This is a genomic window from Pyxidicoccus trucidator, from assembly GCF_010894435.1.
GTDB lineage: Bacteria > Myxococcota > Myxococcia > Myxococcales > Myxococcaceae > Myxococcus > Myxococcus trucidator.
Window position 1 is genome coordinate 28,379 of the sequence record NZ_JAAIXZ010000005.1, and the last position, 25,535, is coordinate 53,913.

General features: G+C 69.9%; 15 protein-coding genes. 8 read left to right on the forward strand and 7 right to left on the reverse strand.

The genetic code is table 11. From position 1 onward, the window contains the following. Nucleotides 1-20: 20 nt before the first annotated feature. On the reverse strand, nt 21-2,207 hold the full coding sequence (locus G4D85_RS16045) for an RCC1 domain-containing protein (protein ID WP_164012833.1): 2,187 nt from the start codon (nt 2,205-2,207) through the stop codon (nt 21-23). Nucleotides 2,208-3,216: 1,009 nt separating this feature from the next. On the opposite strand from G4D85_RS16045, the gene G4D85_RS16050 reads away from it, so the two are divergent. Together G4D85_RS16050 and G4D85_RS16055 are read left to right on the forward strand one after the other, a co-directional pair. Beyond that, a complete protein-coding gene (locus G4D85_RS16050; RefSeq protein WP_240359311.1) occupies nt 3,217-4,317 on the forward strand; it encodes a saccharopine dehydrogenase family protein in 1,101 nt (366 codons plus the stop codon). Continuing rightward, the gene (locus G4D85_RS16055; protein ID WP_205525566.1) at nt 4,314-4,955 is read left to right on the forward strand and encodes a TetR/AcrR family transcriptional regulator; all 642 of its coding nucleotides are present in this window, start codon (nt 4,314-4,316) and stop codon (nt 4,953-4,955) included. Before G4D85_RS16050 ends, G4D85_RS16055 begins: the two co-directional genes overlap by 4 nt. A 57-nt stretch (nt 4,956-5,012) precedes the next feature. Here the strand turns inward: G4D85_RS16055 and G4D85_RS16060 are convergent, their stop codons facing one another. Then, nucleotides 5,013-5,909 (reverse strand): aspartyl/asparaginyl beta-hydroxylase domain-containing protein, encoded by an 897-nt coding sequence (locus tag G4D85_RS16060; RefSeq protein WP_164012837.1) that lies wholly within the window; start codon nt 5,907-5,909, stop codon nt 5,013-5,015. A gap of 248 nt (nt 5,910-6,157) precedes the next feature. Here G4D85_RS16060 and G4D85_RS16065 point away from each other — a divergent pair, with 248 nt between their 5' ends. The 3 genes from G4D85_RS16065 (at nt 6,158) to G4D85_RS16075 (ending at nt 10,342) form a co-directional block, all read left to right on the forward strand. Further along, nucleotides 6,158-9,058 carry an exo-rhamnogalacturonan lyase family protein gene (locus G4D85_RS16065; RefSeq protein ID WP_164012839.1) on the forward strand — a complete coding sequence of 967 codons (2,901 nt, stop codon included), beginning with the start codon at nt 6,158-6,160 and terminating at the stop codon, nt 9,056-9,058. Between the two features lie 169 nt (nt 9,059-9,227). After that, a complete protein-coding gene (locus G4D85_RS16070) occupies nt 9,228-9,818 on the forward strand; it encodes a helix-turn-helix domain-containing protein (RefSeq protein WP_164012842.1) in 591 nt (196 codons plus the stop codon). Further along, the gene (locus tag G4D85_RS16075) at nt 9,815-10,342 is read left to right on the forward strand and encodes a GNAT family N-acetyltransferase (protein ID WP_164012844.1); all 528 of its coding nucleotides are present in this window, start codon (nt 9,815-9,817) and stop codon (nt 10,340-10,342) included. The genes G4D85_RS16070 and G4D85_RS16075 overlap by 4 nt, the downstream gene beginning before the upstream one ends. A 100-nt stretch (nt 10,343-10,442) precedes the next feature. Here the strand turns inward: G4D85_RS16075 and G4D85_RS16080 are convergent, their stop codons facing one another. Then, nucleotides 10,443-11,162 carry a hypothetical protein gene (locus G4D85_RS16080; protein ID WP_164012846.1) on the reverse strand — a complete coding sequence of 240 codons (720 nt, stop codon included), beginning with the start codon at nt 11,160-11,162 and terminating at the stop codon, nt 10,443-10,445. Nucleotides 11,163-11,531: 369 nt separating this feature from the next. Between G4D85_RS16080 and G4D85_RS16085 the strand changes: the two genes are divergently transcribed. Then, a complete protein-coding gene (locus G4D85_RS16085; RefSeq protein WP_164012848.1) occupies nt 11,532-12,488 on the forward strand; it encodes a hypothetical protein in 957 nt (318 codons plus the stop codon). A gap of 220 nt (nt 12,489-12,708) precedes the next feature. On the opposite strand, the gene G4D85_RS16090 is transcribed toward G4D85_RS16085, so the two are convergent. Then, nucleotides 12,709-14,637, reverse strand: a complete 1,929-nt coding sequence (locus tag G4D85_RS16090) for a S8 family serine peptidase (protein ID WP_164012850.1) — start codon at nt 14,635-14,637, stop codon at nt 12,709-12,711. Between the two features lie 192 nt (nt 14,638-14,829). Here G4D85_RS16090 and G4D85_RS16095 point away from each other — a divergent pair, with 192 nt between their 5' ends. Both G4D85_RS16095 and G4D85_RS16100 read left to right on the forward strand, forming a co-directional pair. Next, a complete protein-coding gene (locus G4D85_RS16095) occupies nt 14,830-15,471 on the forward strand; it encodes a TetR/AcrR family transcriptional regulator (RefSeq protein WP_164012852.1) in 642 nt (213 codons plus the stop codon). Then, a complete protein-coding gene (locus tag G4D85_RS16100) occupies nt 15,468-16,343 on the forward strand; it encodes an alpha/beta fold hydrolase (RefSeq protein WP_164012854.1) in 876 nt (291 codons plus the stop codon). The genes G4D85_RS16095 and G4D85_RS16100 overlap by 4 nt, the downstream gene beginning before the upstream one ends. Before the next feature lie 37 nt (nt 16,344-16,380). On the opposite strand, the gene G4D85_RS16105 is transcribed toward G4D85_RS16100, so the two are convergent. The 3 genes from G4D85_RS16105 to G4D85_RS16115 are packed head-to-tail and all read right to left on the reverse strand — an operon-like array spanning nt 16,381 to nt 25,430. Beyond that, entirely contained in the window at nt 16,381-17,475 is a 1,095-nt protein-coding gene (locus G4D85_RS16105) for a fatty acid desaturase family protein (RefSeq protein ID WP_164012856.1), read from the reverse strand. A gap of 24 nt (nt 17,476-17,499) precedes the next feature. Continuing rightward, nucleotides 17,500-23,874 carry a type I polyketide synthase gene (locus G4D85_RS16110; RefSeq protein ID WP_164012858.1) on the reverse strand — a complete coding sequence of 2,125 codons (6,375 nt, stop codon included), beginning with the start codon at nt 23,872-23,874 and terminating at the stop codon, nt 17,500-17,502. A gap of 23 nt (nt 23,875-23,897) precedes the next feature. Continuing rightward, entirely contained in the window at nt 23,898-25,430 is a 1,533-nt protein-coding gene (locus tag G4D85_RS16115) for an SDR family oxidoreductase (RefSeq protein WP_164012860.1), read from the reverse strand. Nucleotides 25,431-25,535: the final 105 nt, after the last annotated feature.

Consider the following 25,535-nt stretch of genomic DNA (forward strand, 5'->3'; position numbering starts at 1 on the left):
CCTCCGTACCCTTCAAGGGCTCAGGGCAGCTGGGTGCGGATGGGGACGAGCTTGTCGAGCGGCTCGCCATACCCCAGCTGTCCATCCGAGTTGTTGCCCCAGGCCCACGCGGTGCCGTCCGGCTGGATGGCCAGCATGTGCTCGCCGCCGACCGCGAGGGCCGTCACACCCGTGGTGATTCCCTGGACGAGGACGGGGTTGAAGCGGGAGGCCGTGGTGCCGTCGCCGAGCTGGCCCCGGTGGTTGCGGCCGCTGGCCCACACGCGGCTGTCGAGGGTCGTCGCCATGGCCAGAGAGGGGCCGGAGACCACGTCGAGCAGTCCGCTGACGCTCATGGGAACAGGGAGCAGGTCCTCACTCTCCTGGCTCCGCATCCCCGCGCGCTGGTAGTCCTGGCCCCAGGACCACCCGCTGCCGTCGGACTTCAGGGCCATGGCGTGGTAGTCGCCTCCCGCGATGGCAATGACATCCGTCAGTGTCTGCACCCGGACGGGGGTGTGTCTGTTTTCCGTCGTGCCGTCGCCAAGCTGCCCGTCGGCGTTCTGCCCCCAGGCCCAGGCCGTGCCGTCCTGCCGGATGGCGAGCGAGAGCTCGTTCGCCGCGGCCACCTTCACGACCCTGTCCAGGCTCAGGACCTTGACGGGAATCCAGCGCATGAGGGTCGTGCCGTCGCCCAGATTGCCGGCGTTGTTCTGTCCCCAGGCCCAGACAGTCCCGTCATCGGCGAGCGCCAGGGCATGGCTCCAGCTCACGGAGATGGCGACGATGGGGGGCAGGCCTGGAACCAGGTGGGGTGTCATGCTTCCCTGTCCCCATTCCCAGACCGAGCCGTCATGCCGCAATGCGAGCGAGGCGTGCCCTCCCGCACTGATGGCGGCGACGCCGTCGAGCCCGGGCACCTGGATGGGCTCGGTTCGCCGCGTCTGCGTTCCATCGCCCAACTGCCCGTACTCGTTCTGTCCCCAGGCCCAGACTGTTCCATCATGGTTGAGAAGCAGTGAATGCATGTTGCCCGCCGCCGCGGAGAGCGCCCCCGTCAGTCCGCCCTGCACGGGCGCGGGAACGGCATTGCGGGTGACGGCTCCGTTCGCGAGCTGGCCATCGCGATTGCTGCCCCAGCCCCAGATGGAGCCATCCGAGCGCAGCGCCAGCACATGCTCATGACCCGCCGCGACCGCCGAGACGCCCGTGAGCCCTGGCACCTGGACGGGAAGCGAGCGGGACTGCTTGGTGCCATCGCCCAGCTCGCCCGTTTCGTTCATGCCCCAGCTCCACACCGTGCCGTCGGTCTTGATGACTCGGCTGGAGGAGTTGCCGACGACGACATCGATGCAGCCCGTCAGGCTCTCGAGTTGGGTCGGCGTTGTCCGTATTCCTCCGAGGGTGATGTCCGAGCCCCAGCCCCAGAGGGAGCCATCCGATCGGACGGCGAACGCGCTCATGCGCCCCACCGACGCTGCGACGACGCCCGTCATCCCCTGGACCTGGACGGGAAGGGGGCTGTCGGCGTACGTGCCGTTGCCGAGCTGCCCCGCGAAGTTCCGTCCCCAGCTCCACAAGGTTCCATCCGCGCGGATGGCCAGGGAGGTCTCGGCGCTCGTCGAAACGGCCACGATGCCGGACAGCCCCTGGACCTGGACGGGCGCAGGGCGCGAGGTGGTCGTGCCATCTCCGAGCTGGCCGAAGCTGTTGTCTCCCCAGGCCCAGACGGTGCCGTCGGTCTTCGCCACGAGCGTGTAGTACCCGCCGGCCGCCACGGAGGTGGCACCGATGAGCCCTGGGACCTGGACCGGCGTGGTGCGGGTGTGGTGGGTGCCGTCACCCAGCTGGCCCCGCCCGTTGGCGCCCCAGGTCCAGACCGTGCCGTTGGAGCGAAGCGCCACGGAGTGGCTCATGCCTCCAGCCACCGCGGTCACCCCCGCCAGGCCCTGCGCCTGGACTGGAGTCGAGGAGCTGGTGAAGTCACCTGTGCCGAGCTGCCCGTACCTGTTGTCCCCCGCGGTCCACACCTTCCCATCCGAACGGATGGCCAGGGAGTGCTGCGCGCCCGTGGCGATGCGCGCCCGTGGCCGCATCCGGGCAACCGCTGATGCCTGGATGCCTTCTGTCTCCGCCAGCGACGTGGGCTGACCACAACCCACGCCCAGAAGGAGTCCCACCAACAGGGTCAGGACTCCGCTCCACTTCGATACCGCAATGCATTTCATGTGATTGTCTCCTTGCGCTGCGCGGAGACCGACGGCGGGAGTGTTTGTGAATTCAATGAATGAATGCTCAAGGCTCTCGATATGGGCGAAGACTTCATGTGGGAATGTCTTGTGTGGCAGCCTGGCCACATCGTGTCACGGTGACCGCACCGCATTCGCCGTCGTCTCGTCGGAAGACTCTTCTCTCGCGCTCTCTGTATTGCCTCCGTCAGGAGAGGGGCCGAGGGTGTCTCCATGCAGCCTCGGTCCTCTCGAGAGCCCTGGGCCCGGGGTTTGCTTTGGTGCCAGGAGCTGTGTCCTGCCAGCCACGACGTGTCTCTTGTGTGCGCCGTTCTCGGGAGTCGTGTGTCTGGAGTTGCCCCGTCAAATCCGGGCAGGCTCACCTTCGTCTTTCTCGATGAGAAGCACGCCCACGAGACGCAGTGCGCGGCCTCCGTCAGGGCGAGGTCTTGTAGCAGCCCCGATCTTCCGAATCGCCGCGGTAGCAGTCCGTGGGGCACTCGGCCTGCGTCTCCCAGCAACAAACGTTGTCGCCGCAAACAGGGGGGCAGTCCTGTGGACAACCGACCCTCTCCCCCACGGTACAGATGCCGTCCCCACAGACGCCGATAGCCGCGGAGGAGACACCGACCTCGCCAGGGGAGTCTTCCTCCGAAACCTCGGCGATTCCGGCGCCACAACCCAGGACGGCACCAACAACAAGGGCAGCTACGAGACTCCAGACGGGCTTCATGCCGATGCTCCTTGCGCTTCATGTGCGGAGAGAGGGTTCGCTGAAGCATCTGATTCTGGGAATCCGCCTGAAAGCTGTCAACGCATGGGGCGGATGTGAGTCCGGCCGACGGGGCGGGCAGGCCGCGGGGCCGAGAAGGGCTGCTGACGGATGCTCGGCTTGCGCGCAACCGGCCAGGGGTGGCTCCGCCATCTGCCCGAGGCCGCGAAATCCGATTCAATTTACAAAATAGGTCGAACGACCTATATTTCCCCCATGCAAGCTCAAGAGACCCTGGTGAAGGACACACTCCGGTACGACGCCGAGGGGGCCGTCGTCCTCGCCGGGGGATACGGAGTCGTTGGCGGAGAGGTCTCCCGGATGCTCCGGGCCCGTCATCCCGCGTTGCCGCTGGTGCTGGCCGGGCGGACGCCCTCCCGGGGCGCGGCCCTGGCGGCGGAGGTCGGCGCGTCGCTCCAGGTGCTGGACCTCGGCGGGGCGGCGCCGCTCGGCTTCTCCGCGCGGGCCGTCGTCGCGCTGGTGAACGACTCCTCGGACCGGCTGCTGCGTGCCTGCCTTCGAGCGGGCATTCCCTTCGTGGACATCACCCGCTGGACGGCGCGCGTCCAGCAGGCGCTGGCCTTGATGGCGGTGGAGCCTCCCCGTGCGCCTGTCGTCATGGCCTCCGGGTGGATGGGCGGCCTCGTCCCCATGGTGAGCGCGGCGCTGGCCCGGGAACTGGGAGGCGCGGCCTCCGTCGAGACCTCCATCCTCTACGACCTGGCGGACCGCGCGGGTGAGGACTCCATCGAGTTCATGGACCGCATGCACGTGGCCTTCGAGGTGACGGAGGACGGGCAGCGCCGGGTGGTGGAGCCGCTGACCGGAGTGCGCCGCGTCGAGCTGGCGGGCCGTCGCCGCCGGGTGGTCCGGTTCGACACGCCCGAGCAGCTCACGCTCCCCCTGGTCCTCGGCGCGCGGACGGTCTCCACGCGCATCGGCTTCACGGACGAGTCGGCCACGCTCGCGCTCCAGGCCGCCCAGGGGCTGGGCCTCTTCCATCTGCTCCGAGGCGAGGGCTTCCGGGGCCTGCGCCGAGCCCTGCTGCGCGGCTCCGGCAAGGGGGGCCGCGCGGTGGTCCACATCCAGGTCTCCTCCGGCGGAGCGTCGCGCACGGCCACGCTGGTGGATGCGCGGGGGCAGGCCCATCTGACGGCGGCGGGAGCCACCCTGGCCCTGGAGCGTGCGCTCGGCCTGGATGGAGACGCCCCGCCTCGCGGCGTTGCCTTCCCGGAGCAGCACCCGTCGCCCGAGCGAGGGCTCGCGGCGGTGCGCTCGCTGGGTGTGGAGCTCGACCTCCAGCCCGCCATGCACGCGGAGGAGCGGCGGGCGGCATGAGCACGCGAGGCGCATCTCCCAAGGGGCAGGAGCGGAGCGAAGCCATCCTCGACGCAGCGGAGCGACTGCTCGTGGACGAGGGCCACGCGGCCCTCTCGCTGCGCGGAGTCGCCCAGCGGGCGGGCATCCGGCTGGGCAACCTGCAGTACTACTTCGCCACCCGCGAGGAGCTGGTGCGGGCCCTGCTCGCGCGCGTCCTGGCGCGGGCGAGAGCGCGGCTCGAGGAGCGGATGCGCGCGGCGGGAGACTCGGCCGGGGCGCTCGACAAGGCGCTGGCCTTGTTGCTGGAAGACCAGCTCGACCCCGCCAGCAACCGGCTCTTCTATGACTTGTGGGCGCTGGCGGCGCGGGAGCCCACCATCGCCTCGGAGCTTCGGGTCTTCTACGCGCACTACACCGAAGAAGTCGCGGAGCTGCTGCTCAAGGCGGCGCCGAAGCTGCCTCGCGCCGAGGCCGTCGTGCGGGCGGAGCTGCTCGTGGCCCTGCTGGAAGGGCTGTCGCTCTTCCGCTCCGGGACGGTCGGCGCACCCACGCGGCGGACGGAAGCCGAGCTGCGGCGATGGGTGTCCTGGCTCGCCGAGGGGGACAAGCCCGCACCGCCCACGCCAGGACGGAGCGGCCGGAAGTCCCCCGGATGACTCCGGGACAGGTCAAGGGCCGCTCCTGGTACACGCTGGCTTCTCATTCGGAGCGGCTCACATGCGCCAGAAGCGCCGCACGAGCGGGTCGGTGCGCTCGTTCTCCGCGAAGCGGGCAAAGAGTGTCGGGTGCATTTCCTCGGGGAGGCGGAGCGGGACGAACAGGCTCCGCACCTCGAGCTTCCGCGTCAGCCCCAGCAGGGCCTCGCGCTCGGGCAGCGTCAGGTCCGGGTGCCAGCAATCGACGATGAGCACCACGCGGCGCTCCTGGCTCCGGTTCCAGGTCTCGTGCTCGAACGCATCCTGGAAGGCCAGCACGCGGCCCCGCTCCCACTGCCGCGACTCCGGGCCCACGCGGATGCCGCAGCCCTCCGGAATCCGCAGGCCGAGGTGAAGCCGGAGCCGGAAGCCGTCCCAGCTGCAGTGGGGCGTCAACCGCGTGCCCGCCTCGTGCGCGGAGAAGACCACGTCGCTCAGCGGGAAGGCCGTACACTCACCATCCATCGACTGCACGACCTCGGCGGTCTCCTCCATGGCCAGCTCGGGCCGGAAGAGCCTGTCCCAGCGCTCTCCGCCGAAGAAGACGGAGTGCACGGTCCACCGGCCTGACTGGACGATGAGGCCCTCGTAGTGCCTCAGCTCGGCGTTCTCGAGCCGCGCCAGGTCCCGCTCCACCGCGTCCGCGCAGCGCTCCAGCGCCGCCGCGGCGGGAGGAGGCGGCTCGTACCAGGGCCGCTGCGCCAGGCCGGGGAATGGAGGAAGAATCGTGGGCTCCAGACCTGGCGTCACAGGTGGGGCGGGCTGCTGACCCGACAGGATGCGCAGGTACTCCTTCACCCGCTCCAACTCGTGTCCGGAGCGCATGACGGCGTCGAAATATCCGCCCTGCATGGCCAGCTCGATGATTCGCTGGCGAGTCATCCGGGTGACCTGCAGCATCCACTCGTCTGGCATGGCACCTCTCCTGGGTGCGCGATAGCGCGTCCCCACCCGCGTCGTCCAGTCGGGGAGGCCGGCTCCGCTTGCGCGCGTCGGGGGCATCGCCCCACAGATCAGGGGGTACTGTCCACCCCGTTGACCGTGTCGCTCGCGTCACGAAGTGCGCGTCTTCGCTGGGACGAAGCACACACTCCGGCGGTGGTCTCGCGATTGCTCTGCGGGTCGCAATGAAAACTCTCATCCACCAGGAAAAATGGCTGGCCATGGCAGTCGCAGCCGTGTGCCTTTTCGCCTGCACCGGCGACGCTCCCCGACCTCCCGCAGGACCGCCTGATGAGCCCGCCTCATTCCAGCTGACGCTCACCCGCACCGGGGCCGGCACCATCACCTCCAGTCCCACCGGCGTGTCGTGCGGCACCACCTGCTCGGCCTCGTTCACCCGAGGCACCGCCGTCACCCTGACCGCGGAGCCCGCGGCGGGCTACAGCTTCGGTGGCTGGAGCGGAGGCGGCTGCACCGGCACGGCCGCCTGCACCACCACCCTCACCGCCGACACCACCGTGGAGGCCGGCTTCACACCGGTGGTCGTCACCGGTACCCAGTACATCTCCCTGAGCCTTGCCGCGGGCCCGACCGCCGAGAAGGTCCCGCTGCGCACGGGGGTTCCCCTGCCGATGGGGGCGCTGGCCGACCTCTCCGCGCTGCGGCTGGAAACCGGCGATGGCAGCCAGGAAGTGCCGGCGCAGTTCGACGCAATCTCGCGCTGGCCCGACGGCTCCATCAAGGTGGCGCTGACGCACCTCGTGACCGACCTCGGCGCCGCCCGGTCCTACCGCGTGGCCTATGGCGCCGGCGTGGCTCGGGCCGCGCTGCCGCGCGAGGTGGCCCTCAGTGGCAGCCCGTCGACCGAGCTCACCGTCGATACCGGCCTGGTGAAGTTCGCCGTCAGCAGCAAGGGTGTCATCACCCGGCTCTGGCGAGATGCCAACGGCAACGGCACGTTCGAGGCCGGTGAGCAGCTCATCGACGCTGGCGACCTGTTCATGGTCAACGCCTACGACAACCTCGAGTACACGGCCTCCGCGGCCACCGACGCGGTCGTCACCGTGGAAGAAAGCGGGCCGCTGCGGGCGGTCATCAAGGCCCAGGGCTCGCTCACCAACGGCAGCGGCGCCCGGCTCATCAAGTACCTGGTCCGCTATTACGCGCACCAGGGCTCCGACAAGGTCGACGTCGAGGTCTCCGTCATCGATGACCGCCTCGAGGCCAACGTCCAGACCACACCCACGTCGTTTGCCATTGCGGCCAGGGCCATGGGCATGCGCTGGCGCTACCTCTCCGACGGCGCGGCCGACTACCGCTTCGGAGGTGAAGGCGGCGTGGCGTATGGCGCGAAGGTGTCCGGCGAGCACTACCTGTTGCAGAAGGGCCAGTTCCATTTCGAGGACGGCTTCGACCAGGGCCACACCTTCAGCTACAGCGGCGTGGGCACGGGGGCCAAGGCCTCCGGTTGGGTGGCACTGGATTCCGGCAGCCGTCACCTGGCCCTGATGGTCCGGGACTTCTGGCAGCAGTTCCCGAGCGAGCTGAGCGTCAACGGCAACACCCTGACGGCCTCCCTGTTCCCGGCGCGTGGCGGGACTGCCGAAACCACGCAGCCGGTACTGTCAGGCGTCACCTATCGCCGCGCGGAGAGCATGTACTTCACGCGGCCGGGCGGGGCGAAGACCTACCAATTGCGCCTGGCTTTCGGGGCCGGCACGCCCACCACCAGCGCCCTCCATGCGCTGAACGACAGCTATCAGCGCCACCGGCTGGAGCTGATGGCCACTCCGGAGTGGTACGTCTCGTCGGGTGTCTTCGGCGACCTGAATGTCGGCACCCCGACCGGGGCGAACAAGGGCTACGACGCCTTCCTGATGCAAGACATCTACGAGCGGAGCATCGAGAAGTCGGATGGCAATGCCACCATGTTCGGCTGGCGCGACTACGGCGACCGGCTGCGGGGAGGCTGGGCGCTTGAAATCAATGACGTGCGAGTGCCCAGTTTCTACAATGACACCCACGTCGGTGCGAACAACTTCTTCACGCAGTTCCTGCGCAGTGGAGACCCGCGCTGGTTCCAGTTGGCCGATATCAGCACCCGTCACTTCATGGACGTCGACGTGTCCCATGGTCCTCGTGCCGGCTACTGGTCCACGGGCGGCACGCCGCAGCCGGCGGGCGAGGTGCACGCCATCAACCATGAGAACGTGGACCATCAGGTCCGCAACCTGCATTGGGGCCACGCGCATGTGAGCGGCCTGAGCAACAACTACCTGCTCACTGGCGACAAGCGCTCGCTCGACGTGCTCACGGAGATTGCCAACTGGTGGAAGTTCGTCTCGCCCTACTTCTTCAAGCTCCCGTTCAAGACGGCGGACATCTACCGCGAGGCCGAGCGTGACTACGGCTGGCCTCTCTACGTGATGAACGAGTACGTGCGGGTGACGGGTGATGCGACCTACCACAAGGACGTGGCGGGCGGCCTGGTCAACTACCTCATCCAGTGGTTCAGGACCCCGCTCAACCACGTTGGCTACAGCCCGGCCACGGGGAGCGTCTCCAACACCGTCCTCGGGGTGAACGATGCCTCCCAGGGGACGGGCTACTGGACCATGTCGAAGATGGACAACAACGGCGGGTACAACGCCACTGGCACCAACCCCTGGATGGCGGGCGCGCTCATGGGGAACATCATCAAGTTCCGCGAAGCCGACCTGCGGTTCGCTGCGGCGGGCAAGGCCTCGGGGGTGAGCCAGCCGCTGCTCATCGATATGCTGCTGCAGGGCATGAACTACGTGGTCAAGCACGGCTACGACAGCGGCAAGAAGTACTTCGTGTACTCGGAGGTGACTCGCGGCTACAGCGGGGGAGACACCCACATCATCTATGCGCTGGGCTACCTGGACCGCCTGTACAAGCAGGAGCTCGCTGCGGGCCGTCTGACCAATCCGGGTTGGTATGACACCCAGGGCACGTGGGGCACCATTGCCGCCCGTCGCTACGATGAGCTGCAAGGCACCACAGTCGGGGCGAGCACCCAGTCCTATGGGTTCTACGGCTACGAGCTTGTCTATCCGGCCGACTTCTTCAGCGTGATGAAGGACACGCTCGGCCGGTAGCGCGGAGCGGTGAGGGTGCCCTGTCGCCCGGCGAGGGTGAGTGGGGCACCTTCACTCCCGGGGCGTCCCGGGGCCGCGACGGCAGGCAATCCAGCTCGAGGCCGTGGGTTCACACTGACGGTGGTTCAGGGCAGTTTACTGGAATGCATCCTCCAGTATACTGGACGGCATGGACATCAGCGCCCGTCTGGCCCGTCGCATCCGGGAGCTCCGCGACGCGCGGGGCCTGTCGCTCGACGGGCTGGCGGAACGAAGCGGCGTGAGTCGCTCCAACATCTCGCTCATCGAGCGCGGGCAGAGCAGTCCCACGGCCGTGGTGCTCGACAAGCTTTCCGCCGGCCTGGGCGTCACGGTCGCCTCGTTGTTCGAGGACGGCGCGGCGCCCGTCGCCGAGCCGTCGCCCCTGGCACGTCCGGCGGAGCAGCCGGTGTGGACGGACCCGGCCTCGGGCTACGTCCGGCGCAACCTCTCGCCAGCCTCGCACTCGCCCCTCCAACTCGTGGAGGTCCGCTTCCCCGCCGGCCAGCGTGTCGCCTACGAGACGGCCGCGCGCGAGGTGGAAACCCACCAGCAGGTCTGGATGCTCGAAGGCACCATGGAAGTGACGGTGGGCGACGCGCACTGGCGCCTGGAAGCCGGTGACTGCCTGTCCATGCGGCTGGACCGTCCCATCGTCTACCGGAACCCCACCCGGAAGCCGGCGCGCTACCTCGTCGCGCTGGCGACCCTGCCTTTCATGCCCACCCGGAGGAACGGATGACCGAGGACGTGACGGTGCGACGTGCCGATGCCGCCGCGGCCACGGCCTGTGTCGAAGCGCTGGCCGAGGTGCTCATCGACTGCGTGGAGGGCGGCGCCTCGGTGAGCTTCATGCCGCCGATGACGCGCGACAAGGCGGTGGCCTTCTGGCGTGGCGTGGCCGAGGGCGTCGCGCGTGGAGAGCGCGTGCTCCTCATCGCCGAGGACCGCGAGGGCCGGCTTGTCGGCACGGTGCAGCTGCTCACGGCACTGCCCGAGAACCAGCCCCACCGCGCCGACGTCGCGAAGATGCTCGTCCACAGCCGGGCCCGTCGCCGTGGCGTCGCGCAGCGGCTGATGGCGGCCCTCGACGAGGTGGCGCGCGAGGAGGGCAAGACGGTGCTGGTGCTCGACACGGTGACGGGCGGCGATGCCGAGCGGCTGTATGAGCGCGCCGGCTGGCAGCGGGTGGGCGTCGTGCCGAAGTACGCGCTGATGCCTGACGGCGAGTTCTGCGGGACGACCTTCTTCTACAAACACCTCTGAGGCGCGGGTTGCCAGGCGCGCCTTGAACCACGACACCGTCTGAAGCCCCGGCGAGGCAGTGGGCCTCGCCGGGGGCGCGGTGTGCGCGGTCCGCGCCTGCCTAGAAGTAGGGCGAGTACATCTCCGTGCGCACCCAGAAGGTGGCGCTGTAGTTGTACGGCTCGGCGGCGAAGTTGGTCACCGCGTACCAGGGGCGCCGTGCGGTGTTGGGGTTCGCGAGCGGGATGCCGGTGTCCGACACCGAGCCGAGCAGTGCGAACGTGGACGCGTTCTCCACGGTCGCCGAGGCGTTGCACGTCGTGCCCACGCACTGGACGAAGACGCCGATGCGAATCTTCCACACGCCGGTGAGGGCCGACTTGTTGAACGACACGCAGTCCAGGATTTGCGAGCCATAGATGTTGTTCCACGCGAACTGCTCGATGGCGAACTCGACCTGGGTGTCGGAGGAGTCCACGGGGCAGCTCGGATGGGAGGCGTTGTCGATTCGGCCCAGGGCGATTCCGATGCCTCCGTTCGGAGCGTTGGTGCCGAACGCGCCGGTCGTGGTGAACGGCTGGCCGTTCGCGAACGCGCTGATGGCAATGTGCTCGTTGCTGGACTGGAGGAGCGTGGTCGCGTCCACGTCGACTTCGAGGTACTGCTCTTCGGTGACGGCACCGGCCGGCTTCGAGGCCGCGCCACCGATCTTCGATGCGCCGCACAGCCCCGCCGCGCAGGGCGGAGTGAGTGAGAAGGACGACTGGGCGGACGCGGACGCACCCCAGGCCAGCAGGGACACGGCGAGAATCCGAACCACGGTTGACGACTTCCGATTCATGCTCTTGCTCCGGTTGATGGGCCGAGGGGCCCATCATTGACGCGCGGGTGCGTGTGGGCGCGAAGAAATCCCGACTTTTCGTCGCCCGCCCTGAAGCATGTTCCATGACTCGGGACGGACGTCGCGGAGTCTGCGCCCCTGCGCACCTGTTGACGGGCTCCCCCATGCGTTCTGTCGAGAACGGGAAGAGTGTCTGTCACTGGCCAGCGGCGGTCGGGGCCCGGGTCGGCGGCGCTCCGGTCCTGATACAGTGTTTCCACATTGTTTCAGAATTGAGGGGCCACCCGGTCCAGTCGTCCTTGGCTCCCCTCGTGTGCAGGTGGCGTCTTGCGCGAAGGGTGTGAGTCCGTCGTCGTCCGGGGGTAGCACATGCAGACCGTCGAGCTGGGCCGCCGCCGCGGCATGGGCATTCGTGTGGGTTCGTGGCTCCAGGTGTCCTGTGTCCTGCTGTTGGGAATGGGAGGAGGGTGTGGGCCGGCGGAGCTTCCCGTCGAGCCCGTCGCGCCGCGGGTCCAGGTCCAGGAGGTCATGGTCGACAACAACCTGTCGACCAATGGGTTGTCGTTCAACGGGCTGTCGTTCAACGGGCTGTCGTTCAACGGGCTGTCGTTCAACGGCCTGTCGACCCAGGCCTTCCAGTCCTGGTTCCAGTCGGATCCGGCCCTGGCGGACGAGGTGATGCGCTACCTCGTCCGCTGCGGCGTCCCTGATGGGCAGACGCGCACGTACACGCATCCACAGTCCGGCAGGGTGTACACGTGGACGGGAAGGCTGGGGCTGGCGACGGTGTGGGCAGGCGGCGCGCCGGCGCCGGTGCTCGAGCAGCAGCTGGTCTCCGCCTGCCTGGCGGCGCACGTCAATCCCTACCGCGTGAGTGTCCCCATCTCGTTGCTGGGCAGGCATGCCCAGGGGCAGGCAATCCCCTACACGAACGATGAGCTGAACGCGCATCCCAAGCAGGAGTCCTGCTTCTTCGGAAACCTCTTCACGGGGCAGGGCATCTACGCGGGCAGCCGGGGAACGCTCCTGACCCAGTACCAGAGCAGCGCGCGGGCATGCGCGGTGGTGGACAACTCGGGCAGCCAGCGAAGGATGTGCCTGCCCCTCGTGTACGTGGGGGACTGCTCCCGGCACTGCACGCTGGACGCCACGGGCCTGTTCTACGCCAGGTGCACGTACGGAGCCGTCGAGTACCGGCCCCTCGTCACGCGGCTGCGGGAGCGGGACATCCACAGGTGTGGCGACGGCACCTGCCAGGTCACCGAGTCGTGCGGAAACGCCAACTGGTACAACAGCTGCCTGCCGGACTGCGGTCGCTGCCAGTGAGCCTGTCGGCGTCCTACCCCTTCGCCCTTCCCGGGGGCGCGGGGGAGGCCGCCACCGCGCGGGCGCCAGTGAACTCCCGCGTCAGCCACTCGATGAAGACACGCACCCGCGGGGAGAGCTGTCGGCTCTGCGGGTAGAGCAGGGAAGGAGGGACACGACGTCTCGGCGCGGCGGGACACGCCACCCGTGCGGCGTGGCGTGCCCGATTCAGCTCAGGTGCTCAGTAGCAGAGGTAGTTGTCGTTCCAGGTGTGCGGGTCCGCGTCCTCGTACACCTGGAGGCACTGCCTGCCCGGCAGCGGGCCGGCGGGCGACCACTCCAGCTGCAACAGGCTGTTCGTGGGCACGCAGAGGTAGTTGTCATTCCACGTGTGCGCGGTGGGCTCGGAGCCCTCGTGAATCTGCGTGCAGCGCAGGCCGCCGATGGGGCCGGAGTTGCTCCACTGGATGCCGTGGTCCACCGCCGAGCACAGGAAGTTGTCGTTCCAGGTGTGCGGGTCCGCGCCCTCGCTCCATTGCACGCAGTGCCGGCCGGCGATGGCGCCGGACTGGGACCACACGAAGTCCGGCAGGTTCTGGATGGCGCGGCGCAGGTCCGGCAGCGGACCGATGTTGCGCGCGTCGGCGGCCTGGGCCGTGCCGGTGGAGGCCAGCAGGCGGCGGACGTACCGGGGGTCCAGCGAGCCCGTGCCCCGCGCGCGGGCCACGCCCTGGAGGCTGATGGCCGCGCCCGTGACGATGGGCGAGGCGCTCGACGTGCCGCTGAAGCTGGACGTGTAGTACTGGTCCTCGCCGCTGGCGAACAGGTTGCCGTAGCCCAGGGTCGTCACGTTCTCACCCCAGCCGTGCACGTCCACGCGCGAGCCGAAGTTCGTCCAGCACATCGGCGCCCGCGTGCCGGAGGTGCTGCCGCCCACGACAATGGCCCCCGAGTCCCGGACGCCGCGGTTGAAGCGCCCGCCGTACGCGGCATCGTCCAGGTTGGCGCTGCCGTTGCCCGCCGCCTCCACCACCACCACGCCATTGGCGGTGGCCGTGGCGATGGCATCGTAGTTGTCCTGCCAGTACTCCATGGCGATGAGGTTGCACTGGCTGGTGTTGCAGGTACACGCGGTGCTGTCCGCGGGACCCTGCGCATGCAACTCGATGAGGATGACGCCGCCCCGGCCCACCGCCGCCGCCGCGCTGGAGATGGCCGCGGCCGTGGACTGCGAGCCGATGGACGACACACCCGCCGAGGCCCCATGGGCGATGCCCGTCACGCCATATCCGTTGGGCGCGCCGACGACCTCGCCCAGCACGGCCGTGCCGTGGTTGCGCCAGCCGAGGTCGTTGAACTGCGCGCCAAGCTGGGTGAAGAGGCCGGGCATGTCCTCGTGCGTGGTGCGCCAGCCACCCTCGATGTCCACGAAGCGGATGCCCGCGCCGTTGCCACCGGGGATGCCCCAGGCGTAGCGCGCATCCACGCCGCCGGGGGCCGCGTTGAGGTAGCCCTGGTTGCCCTCGTAGAACGGCGTGGCAGGGGCGATGTCCGCGGCGGCGAGCAGCCCGCGCAGGGCCGCGTCCATGCCGAAGTTCACCATGGCCGGCTCGGGGGGCGGCTGCGCGTAGGCAACCTCCACGCTGTCCAGCGCGTTGAGCGCGGCGACCACGTCCGCCACGCGCTCGGCGGAGGTGCCGGGCACCAGCGGGACTTCGTAGTAGAGGTTGAGGTCCGCGAGCTGCCGGCCGCTCTCGGCCTCGCCGAGCACCTTGCGGGTCTCCAGCGTGGCCTCATCCTCGGTGAAGAGGCGACGGAGCGCGGCGGCGCGGGGGATCCGCTCCAGCAGGGCCTGCGCGGACTTCACTTCACCACCGAGGCGGGCCTCGTTGAGGCCGCGCCCGGTGAGCAGCGAGCGCTCGGAGTCGGAGCGCTCCGAGGCCAGGGGCAGCAGGGCATTGCCACGCAGGCGCACGCGGCTGCCCTCGTGGAACTTCACCACCACGCGCTCGACGGGCGTGCCCGCGGGCAGGTCCTTCTGGGTGTTCTTGTCGGCGGCGGGGCGGGGGAGCAGCGTCCGCGGCGCGGCGTCCGCGGCGGGAGCAGAGACCCACAGGGACAGCCCTACCAGCGCGCCGGTGAGCCGCCATGCAAGTTGAGATGACTTCATCCAGTTTCCTCGTTTCGGAGAGAGGAGCTGCCTGCGCGAGCCCCGGACCTCATGCCCGAGGAGGCCGCGCGGGGCGCATCCTGGATAGCGGGTCTGACATGAACAGCGGACCTGTCCTGTTTTGGTCGACTGGCGCCTGACGGGGGCGGGCTGGACTTCGCCGCGAGCCTTCGTTAAACACGTTCATTGAACGTGTCCAACGAGCCCGCGAAGCGCCCCGGTCCCCGGGCGGCACAGAAGGAAGCCACCGCCAGGGCGGTGCTGGAGGCGGCGCGCGAGGAGTTCGAGCGCGTCGGCTTCGAGGCGGCCAACCTCCGCTCCATCGCCGCCCGGGCGGGGGTGTCCGCCGGGACGGTCATCCACCACCACGGCGACAAGCGGGAATTGCTGCATGCCGCGCTGTTCGACGACCTCGACGAGACGCTGCGGCGCACGCTCTCCGGGCTCGGTGCTGGTCCACTGGAGACACAGCTCTCCGCGCTGACCCGCGGGGTGTTCGGGTACTACCAGCGGCGGCCCGGGCTCTCGCGCACGCTGCTCAAGGAGTCCCTCTTCGCGGACGCGCCCTGGGCAGGGAAGTTCACCGCCCAGGCGGGAATGGTGCATGGGGCGCTCGCGAAGCTGGCCGGGGATGCGAGCGCGCGAGGGGAGCTCCGGCCCGACGTGGACGGCGCGCTGTTCGCCGTCGCGTACCTCTCGTTCTTCTACTTCGCCCTCATCTCGTGGGTGCAGGGCGCGCATGGCGCTCCGGTGGCGCTGGTGGAGCACCTGGTCCACCAGCACCTGGAGGGCCTGCGTCCCACGAAGAAATCCATCAGGAGGAAGGCCCGATGAAGTCCGCGTTCAGAGGCGAGCAGGCCAAGGGGGTACTGCTGCGGTGGTACGACCACTTCCGCGCCCGGCTGAAGGTGCCGACGGAGAGTCGGACGGTGAAGACGCGCTTCGGTGACGCGCACGTCCTCGTGGGCGGCCCGGAGACGGCGCCGAGCGTGGTCATCCTCCACGGGGCGCTCGCGAGCTCCGCGCACGTCCTGCATGAGCTGGCGCCGCTCCTGGAGCGCTTCCGGGTGTATGCGGTGGACGTCGTGGGGCAGTCGGTGAAGAGCGCGGATGCCCGGCCCTCGGTGTCGAACAACGAATACGGCGAGTGGCTGACGGACGTGCTGGATGGGCTGTCGCTGGAGCGTCCGCACGTGGTGGGCGTGAGCTGGGGCGGCTTCGTGGCCATCCGGCTCGCGGCCCACGCCCCCGAGCGCATCCACCGGCTGGCCCTGCTCGTTCCGGCGGGCGTGGTGAACGGCTCGCACTGGGACGGACTCACCAGGATTGCCCTCCCGATGATGATGTACCGGCTGTCCCCATCGGAGCGGCGCCTCAAGGCGTTCGTCCGTCACCTGCTCACGACGACGGACGACGACTGGGCGGCCTTCCTGGGCGACGCCGTCCGCTCGGTCAACATGGACATGCGGGTTCCAGCGCTCGCGAAGCCGGAGGAGTTCACGCGGCTGAAGGCGCCCACGCTGGTGCTGGGCGCGGACCTGGACGTGAGCTTCCCGGGGCAGCAACTCCTCGCCCGCGCGCCGGAGCTCTTTCCCACGCTCACCGACCGGGAGCTCCTCAAGGACTGCCTCCACTGCCCTCCGACGACGGATGCGTTCCGACGCTACTTGTCGGAACGCATCGGCGGCTTCCTGCTCGCGAACTGAGCCTGGGATGCACGTCAGCCGAGCGCCGTGAGCCCCCTCACGGCGCGTTCCCCTCGCGAGGCCGCATCAATCCTCCCTGGACCGGGGCTTCGAGCCTCCGCCGGAGCTCCGTGGTGCTCACCGGGTGTGCGCCCTCGCGGTCCACGAGGGTCTGGCCGTCCGCACCGTAGAGCGCCGGGCGTCCGTACAGCGTGCGCAGGGCGTGGAGGTGCGGATAGACGATGGACGCCTCGGGGTTGATGGCACGCAGGTGCTGCCGCAGGAGCGGAGCGAACCGGGGGCTCATCGCCGGGAAGATGTGGTGTTCCTGGTGGTAGCTGAAGTTGAGGTGGAGCCAGTTCATCACCGGGTGGGTCTCCACGCTGGCTGTATTCACGAAGGGGTTGTCTGTCTCCTCTGACGCCTCCTGCATCCAGTGGTTGGTGGCGATGTAGATCATCAGCGTGATGTTGCCGAAGAGGAACGGAAGGATGAGCGCGTACAGCGTGGCCCTCGGACCCATGGCCCAGCCCAGCGTGCCCCAGCCGAGCATTAGGAGCACCGTGAGCAGTCGCTCCTTCGTGCGATGCATCTTCACGTGCTGGAGCTCCGGCTTGCTGCAGTGGTGCCACAGGAAGGCCTGCCCCTGGCCGCTGAAGACGAAGCAGAAGCTGATGTAGCTGATCCAGGTGCGGGAGCCCGCTGAGACCGCATGGAACAGCTTCGGGAACCGCTGGGTGAGCCACTCCTTCTGGCGCGGGAGGATGTCCGGGTCGCGGTCATGGACGTTCGCGGCGCTGTGGTGCGCCTGGACGTGCCAGGCGCGCCAGTGGCCGGGCGTCACCAGGAACGGAGCGAAGCCGGCCCAGCCCAGCACGTCTTCGAGCACCCGGCTCCGGAACACGGAGTGGTGCAGCGCCTCATGGGCCGCCAGCCCCATGGTGGTAATCATCTGGCTCAGCACGAAGGAGCAGAGCAGGCACGCCCACCACGGCAGCCGCCCGGTCGCGATGGCCCACATCAGGGCGGCCGCGGCGGGCACGAGCGAGAGCGCGATGACCCCGCGCAGGGGCTGCGGCTTGAAGGCGTCCTGGGGCATCGCATGTCGCAGCTCGGAGCGGAGCCGCTTGACGTCATCGACGGGGATTCTCATGGGTTCATCCAGGGGAAGGGAGTTTCAGGCCATGGGACGGGCAAGCCCGCCCTCGAGCAGCATCCGGAGGCGTCCCGCCTCATCGAGCGCCGCCACGCTGCCGCACTGAAGGAGGTCCCCCTCCATGCGAGGCGCGAGCGCCTTGAGGGACAGGCGAAGCGGCACGCCGTCCCTCGTTTCCACCAGGCCCCGGTCGAACGTGGCGCGCTGGAACTGGATGGGAGCGAACACGGCGCTCGACACCCCCTCCACGTGCATCGCGCTCAGCCGCAGGGCCGCGTCCAGGACGAGCGCGGGGACGGCGCTCCCCGCCTGCCGGGGCGTCGTCGGCAGGCCGAGCCGCGCGAAGCGGGCCGTCCCGTCGAGCCGTATCTCCTCCAGGCAGTCGAACATCTTCCGCAGCTCGATGGGGGCCCCGGCGGCGCAGTGCGGGTCCCCGACCTTCAGCCCGCTCCCGGACGGCGTCGCCGCGTCCAGCTGCGGCGTGGCCCGAGGCGGCTCCGCCGTCAGCGTGAAGCGGGCCTCGGCGTAGACGAGGTCTCGCTCCAGCACCGCGCCAGAGGCATGGACGATGTCGCCCGCCAGCTTCACGTGCACGCAGAGGCGGCTGGGCTCATCAACCAACGAGGTGCACTCGGCGCGCAGCGACTGCTGGCCTCCGGGCTTGACGCGGATGAAGCGTGAGAACCGGACGTCTTCGATGGTGACGGTGCGCAGCTCCGGCCGTCCATCGCCGAGCGCGGCCTGGAGCATCAGGTCCAGCGCCCAGGCCCCGGGCAACGTGGGCGTCCCCCGGACGAGGTGGTCTTCCAGGCAGGGGACGCTCTGCGCATCCACCACCAGCTCCCTCCGCATGGGTCGGGCGGGCAGCAGCTCCAGTCCGTAATACGCGCGCTCGCTCTCGGTGAGCTGCACGTTGATGGGCTCGCGAGGGCGGCCATCGACGAGCTGGAGGAAGAGCGCTTCTCCCTCCTCGGCGCGGATGCCGCGCAGCTGACGGCTCGCGCCGAGCACCTTGTACTCCGAGCCCCGCGTCATCCCGATGCCGTCCCAGGCCAGCCAGCCCACGCTGCACCAGCGGACCTCCTGGCTGGCGTCGCTGACCCAGGCGCAGAGCCGGTCCAGCGCCTCGTTGGCCGCGCCGTAGTCCGCCTGTCCGTCATTGCCGATGAAGCTGAAGGCGGAGGTGAGGACATGGAACGGCACGGGCCGGGCGAAGCGGCTCGTGCAGGCCACATGGAGGTTCCGGAGCCCGAGCAGCTTGGTGTCCAGGTTGGTCCGCAGCTCGGACAGGCTCCGGCGGTTCAGCTTCTTGGAGGTCTGGGTGCCGGCGCCGTGGACCACGAGGTCCAGGCGTCCGTGCTCCCGGGCGAGCTCATGGACGACGCGCTCCACCTCCTCGGGCCGTGTCACGTCCGCGGTCCGGTAGACCATCCGACCGGGGAGCCGCGAGAGCCCGTCGAGGGTGCTCCGCAGCTCGCGCGTGGCCAGGTGTCGGTCGAAGCGCTTGCGCAGCTCGGGCATGCGGACGCCGCGCTGGCTGGCCAGCTCGGCGGCGTAGAACTCCCGCTCCACCTCGGGGAGGTCCTCGTCGCGTGCCTGGAGGATGCGCTCCGGGGCCTCTCCCGGGCTGCTTCGCCCGACGAGCACGACGGTGCACCCGTACCGCTTGAGCAGGGCACCCGCGAGGACCGCCGTCACGCCGCGGCCGCCGCCGGTGAGCAGCACCACCGAGCGCGAGTCGAACGTGGGAGCGGGGTCCGCCGTCACCTCCGTGGGCCGCAGGCGCCGGACGCAGCGTCGCGGTCCATCGAAGCAGACCTCGACCGGAGGCACGCCGTCATCCTCGGAGCCGAGCTCGGTGGCGACGAGCTCCAGGGCCGCCGCGAGCGGGAGGGCAGAGGTGGAGATGGCGCGAACGTTCCGGGCCGGGACTTCACGCCCGAGGGACTTGAGCATGCCGGCGAACAGTCCCGTCACCGGGTGCAGGGTCCTTCGTGGGCCCACCCCGCCGATGCACAGGCTCGCGAGCGAGACTTCGCCCGCGCTCAGGCGCTCGTAGGCACTCCGAGCGGTGAGGAAGAGCAGCTCCAGCGCCTCGTGACGGAGGGCCGTGTCGGAGACCACCTCGGACTCGCCCGAGCCGGGTTCGAGCCGGCAGACCGCGACGATGACCTCGGGCTCGAAGCCGAGCGCGTCGAGGCCCGCCATCGCCGTCTCCTCACGAGAGAGGTCGATGCTGCGGAGCTGCCCCTCGGCTCCAGCGGTCCCCGCGCGGAGGATGAGGTGCTCGGGTCCGCACAGCGTGTGTGCCTGGGCGGCAAGCTCGCGAGCCACCGCCTCGTCCTGCGCGATGAACAGCACGCGACGGCCTTGCAGGGACGAGGGACGTGTCGCACGGGCGGGCTGCTCGACGAGCACGGGCGCGTGGTAGCGGATGGGCGCCGAGTGGTCGAAGCCCTCCGACGCTCCGGGCCGCGTCGTCTCCAAGGGCACCACCTGGACCGCGAGCCGTTCACCCGTGGCGGCGTCCGGATGGAACATCAGCGTGGACGCGCGTCCCTCCGCGGCGTCCACCACCGACCGGAGGACCGACAGGCTCTCGCTGGCCGAGTGGCGCGGAAGCTCGATGAGCGGCCCGGCGCCACGCTTGCCCTCCACCGACATCCGGAGGTGGCACAGCGGCTTCAAGCCCAGCCGTTCCGCCTTGGCGGAGGTGGTGACCGCCAGCATCGCCACTCCCTCGGCGGGCGAAGCCGGGCCCAGGTCTTCTCCCGGACGGAGCACGTGCGTGCTGCCCACGAGCACCAGCTCGAACCCACTCTCCAGCACCCCGCGCGAGGCGCGCAGCGCCGCGGCCAGCGACGCGGCGCCCGCGTCGACCACGAAGTTGGGCCCCTTGGTATCGAGCGCTCCCGCGACACGCCCTGGCGTGACGTTGGGCATCATCCCCTGGAGCGTGTAGGGCCCGGACGGGCGGATGGAGCCCGTCACCGCATCATGGAGGCGGTCCGCCAGTGGCAGGACCGTGGCCACGTCCGGCGAACGGTGCGCGAGCTCACGGAGCTTGCGCCGCGTGGAGGAGGCCAGCACCCGCTGGGTGGCCTCCACCCCGCGCCGGGTCTTCCCTTCGAGTCCGAGGACGATGGCGGTGCCCGCGCGCAGCGTGTCGAAGGCACCGAGCTTCTGGACGAGCGAGCTCGCGACGATGAGGCCCAGTCCCTGGCTCACGTCCATGTCCTCGCTGATGTCCGGCAGCAGGCGCACCGAGGAGGGCAGGCGGAGGGAACGCGAGTCGAAGCGCACGCCCGGCTCGGCCGGCACGCCCGCCACGGGGACACCCCGGGCATCCGGGAACAACCCCTCCGCGGCCACCACCACCAGCTCGGCTACCTCCGTGGGAGCGGGCCTGGGCCGAGGCGCTGGCGCGCCACCCCGGTACTCTTCGAGCACCAGGTGGGCGTTGGTGCCGCCGAAGCCGAAGCCGCTCGTGGCGGCGCGGCGGGGAAGCGCCCCGTTCTCCGGCCAGGGCTGCTCGCGGGTGCTCACCTCGAACTCCGCGCCGAGCGCACGCAGCTCGGCGCCGGGCTGGTCGAAGTTGGACTGCCGGGGGAAGAGCCGGTGTTCGAGCGCCTTGCACAGCTTGATGACCGATGCGGCGCCCGCGGCCCAGCCCACATGGCCAATCAGCGCCTTGACGCTGGCGAGCTGGATGCCGCTCCGCTTGCCGCTGAAGACGCGGGCAATCGACTTGAGCTCGGTGGCGTCCCCGGCGGGCGTAGCCGTGCCGTGCGCCTCGATGTACTGGATGGACGCGGGCTCGACGTGGGCCGCCGCGTAGCAGGCCTCCATCGCGGCCACCTGCCCATCCGAGCGGGGGACATTCGCCGAGCTGCTCCGCCCGTCACTGGAGAGTCCCGCGCCGCGAATGACGGCGTGGACCCGCAGCCCGGACGCGACGGCCTCCGTCAGACGCATCAGGCCGACCACGCCCGCGCCCTCGCCGAAGATGACGCCATCCGCCCGCTCGTCGAAGGGCCGGCTGCCGGTGGCGGAGAGCCCCTTGAACTGGGAGAAGAGGCAGCTGTTGCCGGGGCCGGGAGAGAAGACCCCGCCCGCCAGGACGAGGTCGGCCTCGCCCACCTCCAGTGCCTTCATGCCCAGTGCGATGGCGTAGAGCGAGGACGCGCAGGCGGCGTCGAGCAGCATCGTGGGCACGGCGCGGCCGACCACGTCGTTCACCACCGCCTGGAGGGTGGCGTGCGGGGCCAGGTCCGTGGACCCGGCCTCGACGCCGAGCGCCCTCCGCGTCGCGCGAGCGAGCAGGTCCACTTCCGCGCCACTCACGCCCTGGTCGCGGAGGAGGGCCTCTCCCGCCTCCAGGCACAGCGCGGCGTCGTATTCAGGGGAGCCATCCCCGGTGGAGCCGAGCAGGCACTGGATGCGCCCTGGCGCGCGCGTGGCGGTCGTCTCCAGTCCGCTCATGGCCTGCGAGAGGGCGATGGCCAGCAGCTTCTGCTCGCGGCCGTAGCGCTGGAACCGGGCCGGGTCGAGCCCGGCAGGGCAGACGAGGTCCGCGTCCCGCACCAGCCCGGTGAGCAGGGTATAGGTGCGGTCCGGTGTGCCCGTGGGGCCCGCGAAGTCCGTCACCAGCTCGGGGTGGAGCTGGCCCTGGTCGACGATGCCGCTGATGCCCTGCCGGATATGCTGCCAGTACGTCTCCGGGTCCTTCGCGCCGCCGGGAAGCATGCACCCGAGGGACACCACCGCAATCGCGGTGTCCGCGTCGCGGCTGGAGTCCGCCGTCCGCGCTTCGGCCACGCGAGCGGAGTCCGGCTCGGCCGGCAGCGCGCCGCCGATGGCGGTCACCTCGACGGAAGTGTCCGAGGGGAGGATGCGCTGGACGATGCGCGCCAGCCGTCCATCCGTCCCGCAGTCCACGAAGCGCGTGCAGCCCGCGCGCGCCAGCGTCTCCACCGTGCCCAGGAAGTCGAAGGGCCGCACCAGGTGCGTGGCGAGCGCATCCGCCAGCTCGTCGTGCCCCCCGGTATAGGTGCGCCGCTCGATGGGCGAGTAGATGAGCCCCTGCGGCGGACGCATGGGCACCCCGGCGAGCGCGGCGCGGAACGCATCCGCGGCCGGCGCCAGGTCCCGGTGGTGGAACGCGTAGCGACTGGGAACGAAGGTGAAGCCCTGTCCCCGTCCCTGCAGGAGCGCGCGAAGCTGCTCCAGCGCCGCGCGAGGCCCCGCGACCACCGTCTGCCGCGAGTGGTTGCGGCCGGCAATCTCCAGGCTCGTCCCGCCGAGGTCCGCGATGGCCTGGGCGGTTTCGGCCTCACCGAGGGCCACGGCCGCGAGCGTCCCCGCCTCATCCTCCACCGTCGTCTGGAGCGCCCGGATGCGCTGGCAGACCACCTCGGCCCCCGTGCGCAGGTCCATCGCTCCCGCCGCGGTCATCGCGGCAATCTCCCCGAAGCTGTGCCCCACGAAGACGTCCGGGCGCACGCCTTGCCGCCCCAGCCACCGGGCTCCGAGCACACCGGACAGGAAGATGCCGAGCTGGTCGAGCTGCGGCGCCTGCTCCAGCGCGCGTCTGACAGCCTCGGCGTCCGGGGCCGCGAGCAACGGAGTCACGTCGAGCCCGATGCTCGCGCATGCCTCCGTGACGGCCGCGAACTCCGCCCGGGCCTCCGGCAGCAGCGCCTTCAGCTGGACGAAGAGCTCCGGCTCGAACGTGCCCTGCCCGGCGAAGAGGAAGGCCGTGGAGCCGGGCGACAGCCGGGGCTCGCGTGCGGGCTCCGGAGGACCGGAGGACGCCGAGGGACGCACCGGCGCTGAATCCACCATCCGGGACGTCCCGAGGGCGGCGGGGTCCGCCAGGAGTGACTTCGCCAGCTCCCGGATGGACTCCGGGAACAGCTCCTGGACCGCGGAGCCTCCGCGCAGCGCGCGGTCCTTGAAGCTCTGCGAGGCCGCCGGCTCGTCGATGTTCGTCATCGCCGCGTAGCAGCGCCGGAAGGACTCGGGGAAGGCGCGCAGGGCGCTCGCCCTGTCGGCGCACAGGACGGTCTGATACCCGCAGGCCACCGGCGTGCCATCGCCCTTGAGGGTCCGGAAGCAGAAGCGCAGGGAGACCTCGCCCCAGTCCTCGATGGACGTCAGCACCACGAGCCTGTCGCCCAGGTTCGCCGGGGCCAGGTTGCGCGAGTAGCCCTCGTAGGTGAGCAGCAGCACCTGCTCGAAGTCGCGCCGCAGCTCCGGCACCTCGAAGAAATGCGGGCTGAAGAGCAGGTGCTCGCGGCCGGCGCACTGGAACTTGAAGTTGGTGAGGAAGTGATGGCTCCCGTAGGCCATCGTGTCATCGAAGTGGATGTCGTACGGGACAGCGAAGAAGGCCATGGCAGGTAGCTCCAGGAAGAGGCTCAGGACTCGAGGGCGAGGAGCGCTCGCACGTCATGGCCGTTGCGGTGGTGGTGGGCCGGGCTGCGCGGGCGCTGCTCGACTGGCAACAGCCCGTCCACGGTTCCAGAGAGTCCGGCGTCGACGACCCAGATGGCGCCATTCACCCGCCGGGTCTTCTGTCCCAGCAGCAGCTCCGTCACGTCGGCGACGTCATCGGCGGTGCACAGCTGGCCACCGGGTGTGGCCGCCTCCCAGCGGGCGATGCGCTCGGCCGCGTCGGGGAACATCCCGAGCAGCTCTCCATGCACCGGGCCGGCGGACACGCAGTTGGTGCGGATGCCGTCGGGAGCCAGCTCGGCGGCCAGGTAGCGCGTGAGGGACTCGACGCCTGCCTTCACCACGCCCTGGCAGCCCAGGTCGTGCATGTACCGCTGGGACATGGAGGTGGACATGGTGACGATGCGGCCGCCGCCGCGAGCGGCCATCAGCGGACGCGCGCGCATGGCGCACTCGTAGGTGCCGGTGATGCAGGTGCGGAACGCCTTGTCCCAGTCGCGAGGGGAAATCTCGTCGAAGGGCCCGATGAGGCCGTTGGACGCGTTGCACACCAGGAAGTCGAGTCCCCCGAGCTGCGTGGAGATGGTGGAGAACATCCGCTCCAGGTGCTCTTCCTGGGCGACGGAGCCCCACACGTGCAGCGCCTTTCCTCCGGCGGCGACGATTTCGCGAGCCGTCTTCTCGCCTTCATCCCGGGAGTGGAAGGAGTTCACGACGACCGTGGCTCCGGCGCTCGCGAGCCGGGTGGCGATGACCTTGCCGATGCCCTTCCCGGAGCCGGTGACGAGGGCAACCTTCCCCGCGAAGGGCAGGGCGGGCCGTGGGGAGACGGGGGAGGGGAATACGGGCGTGCTCACCTCGCGCGAGGGGGCCTTCGGCGCAGGCGGCGGGGGCAGCTGCGCGCGGGCCGCGTCGCAGAAGGCGGCGATGGTGCGCAGTCGCTGGGACGGCTTCGGACCCTTCTCCAGCCCGAGCTCCTTGACGAGCACGGCCAGCACCTCGGCCTGCTTCACGGAGTCGATGCCGAGGTCATCCTCCAGGTCGGCGTCCAGGGTGAGGAGCTCCTCTGGGTAGCGCGTCACCCGCGCGAACACGGCGCGCACCCGGCCCTCCAGGTCCGACACGGCGCTCGCGGACGGTGGCGGCACGGGAGCGGGGGCTGCGCTCGGTGCCACGGAGGCCGGCGGAGAGAGCGGAGCCGGCGCCTTCGGTGCGGGCGAGCCCGCCAGCAACTGCGTCACCACCTCCGCGATGGCGCCGAGCGTCCGGGACTTCGCGCCCCGGGGCAGCCGCTCGGCCGGGAGGTTGAACTCACGTCCGACGACGGCGACGATTTCCGCGAGCTTGACCGAGTCGATGCCGAGCTCGTCCTCGAGCTGGGCGTCCGCCGTGAGGATGTCCAGGGGATACCGTGTAACTGTAGCAGCGCAGTGTCTGACCCTCTCCAGGACGTTTGAAGTGGCCGCGGCAACCGGAAGTGACGTAGATGTAGACATCCCGAACCCTCGTTGTTTTTAACTACCCAGGTTGCGAATCTGCACCATTGGTCTGACATGCCTTCAGCGAAGGGAAGGGTGGTCGCCCCGGAACTTCCTCAGGAC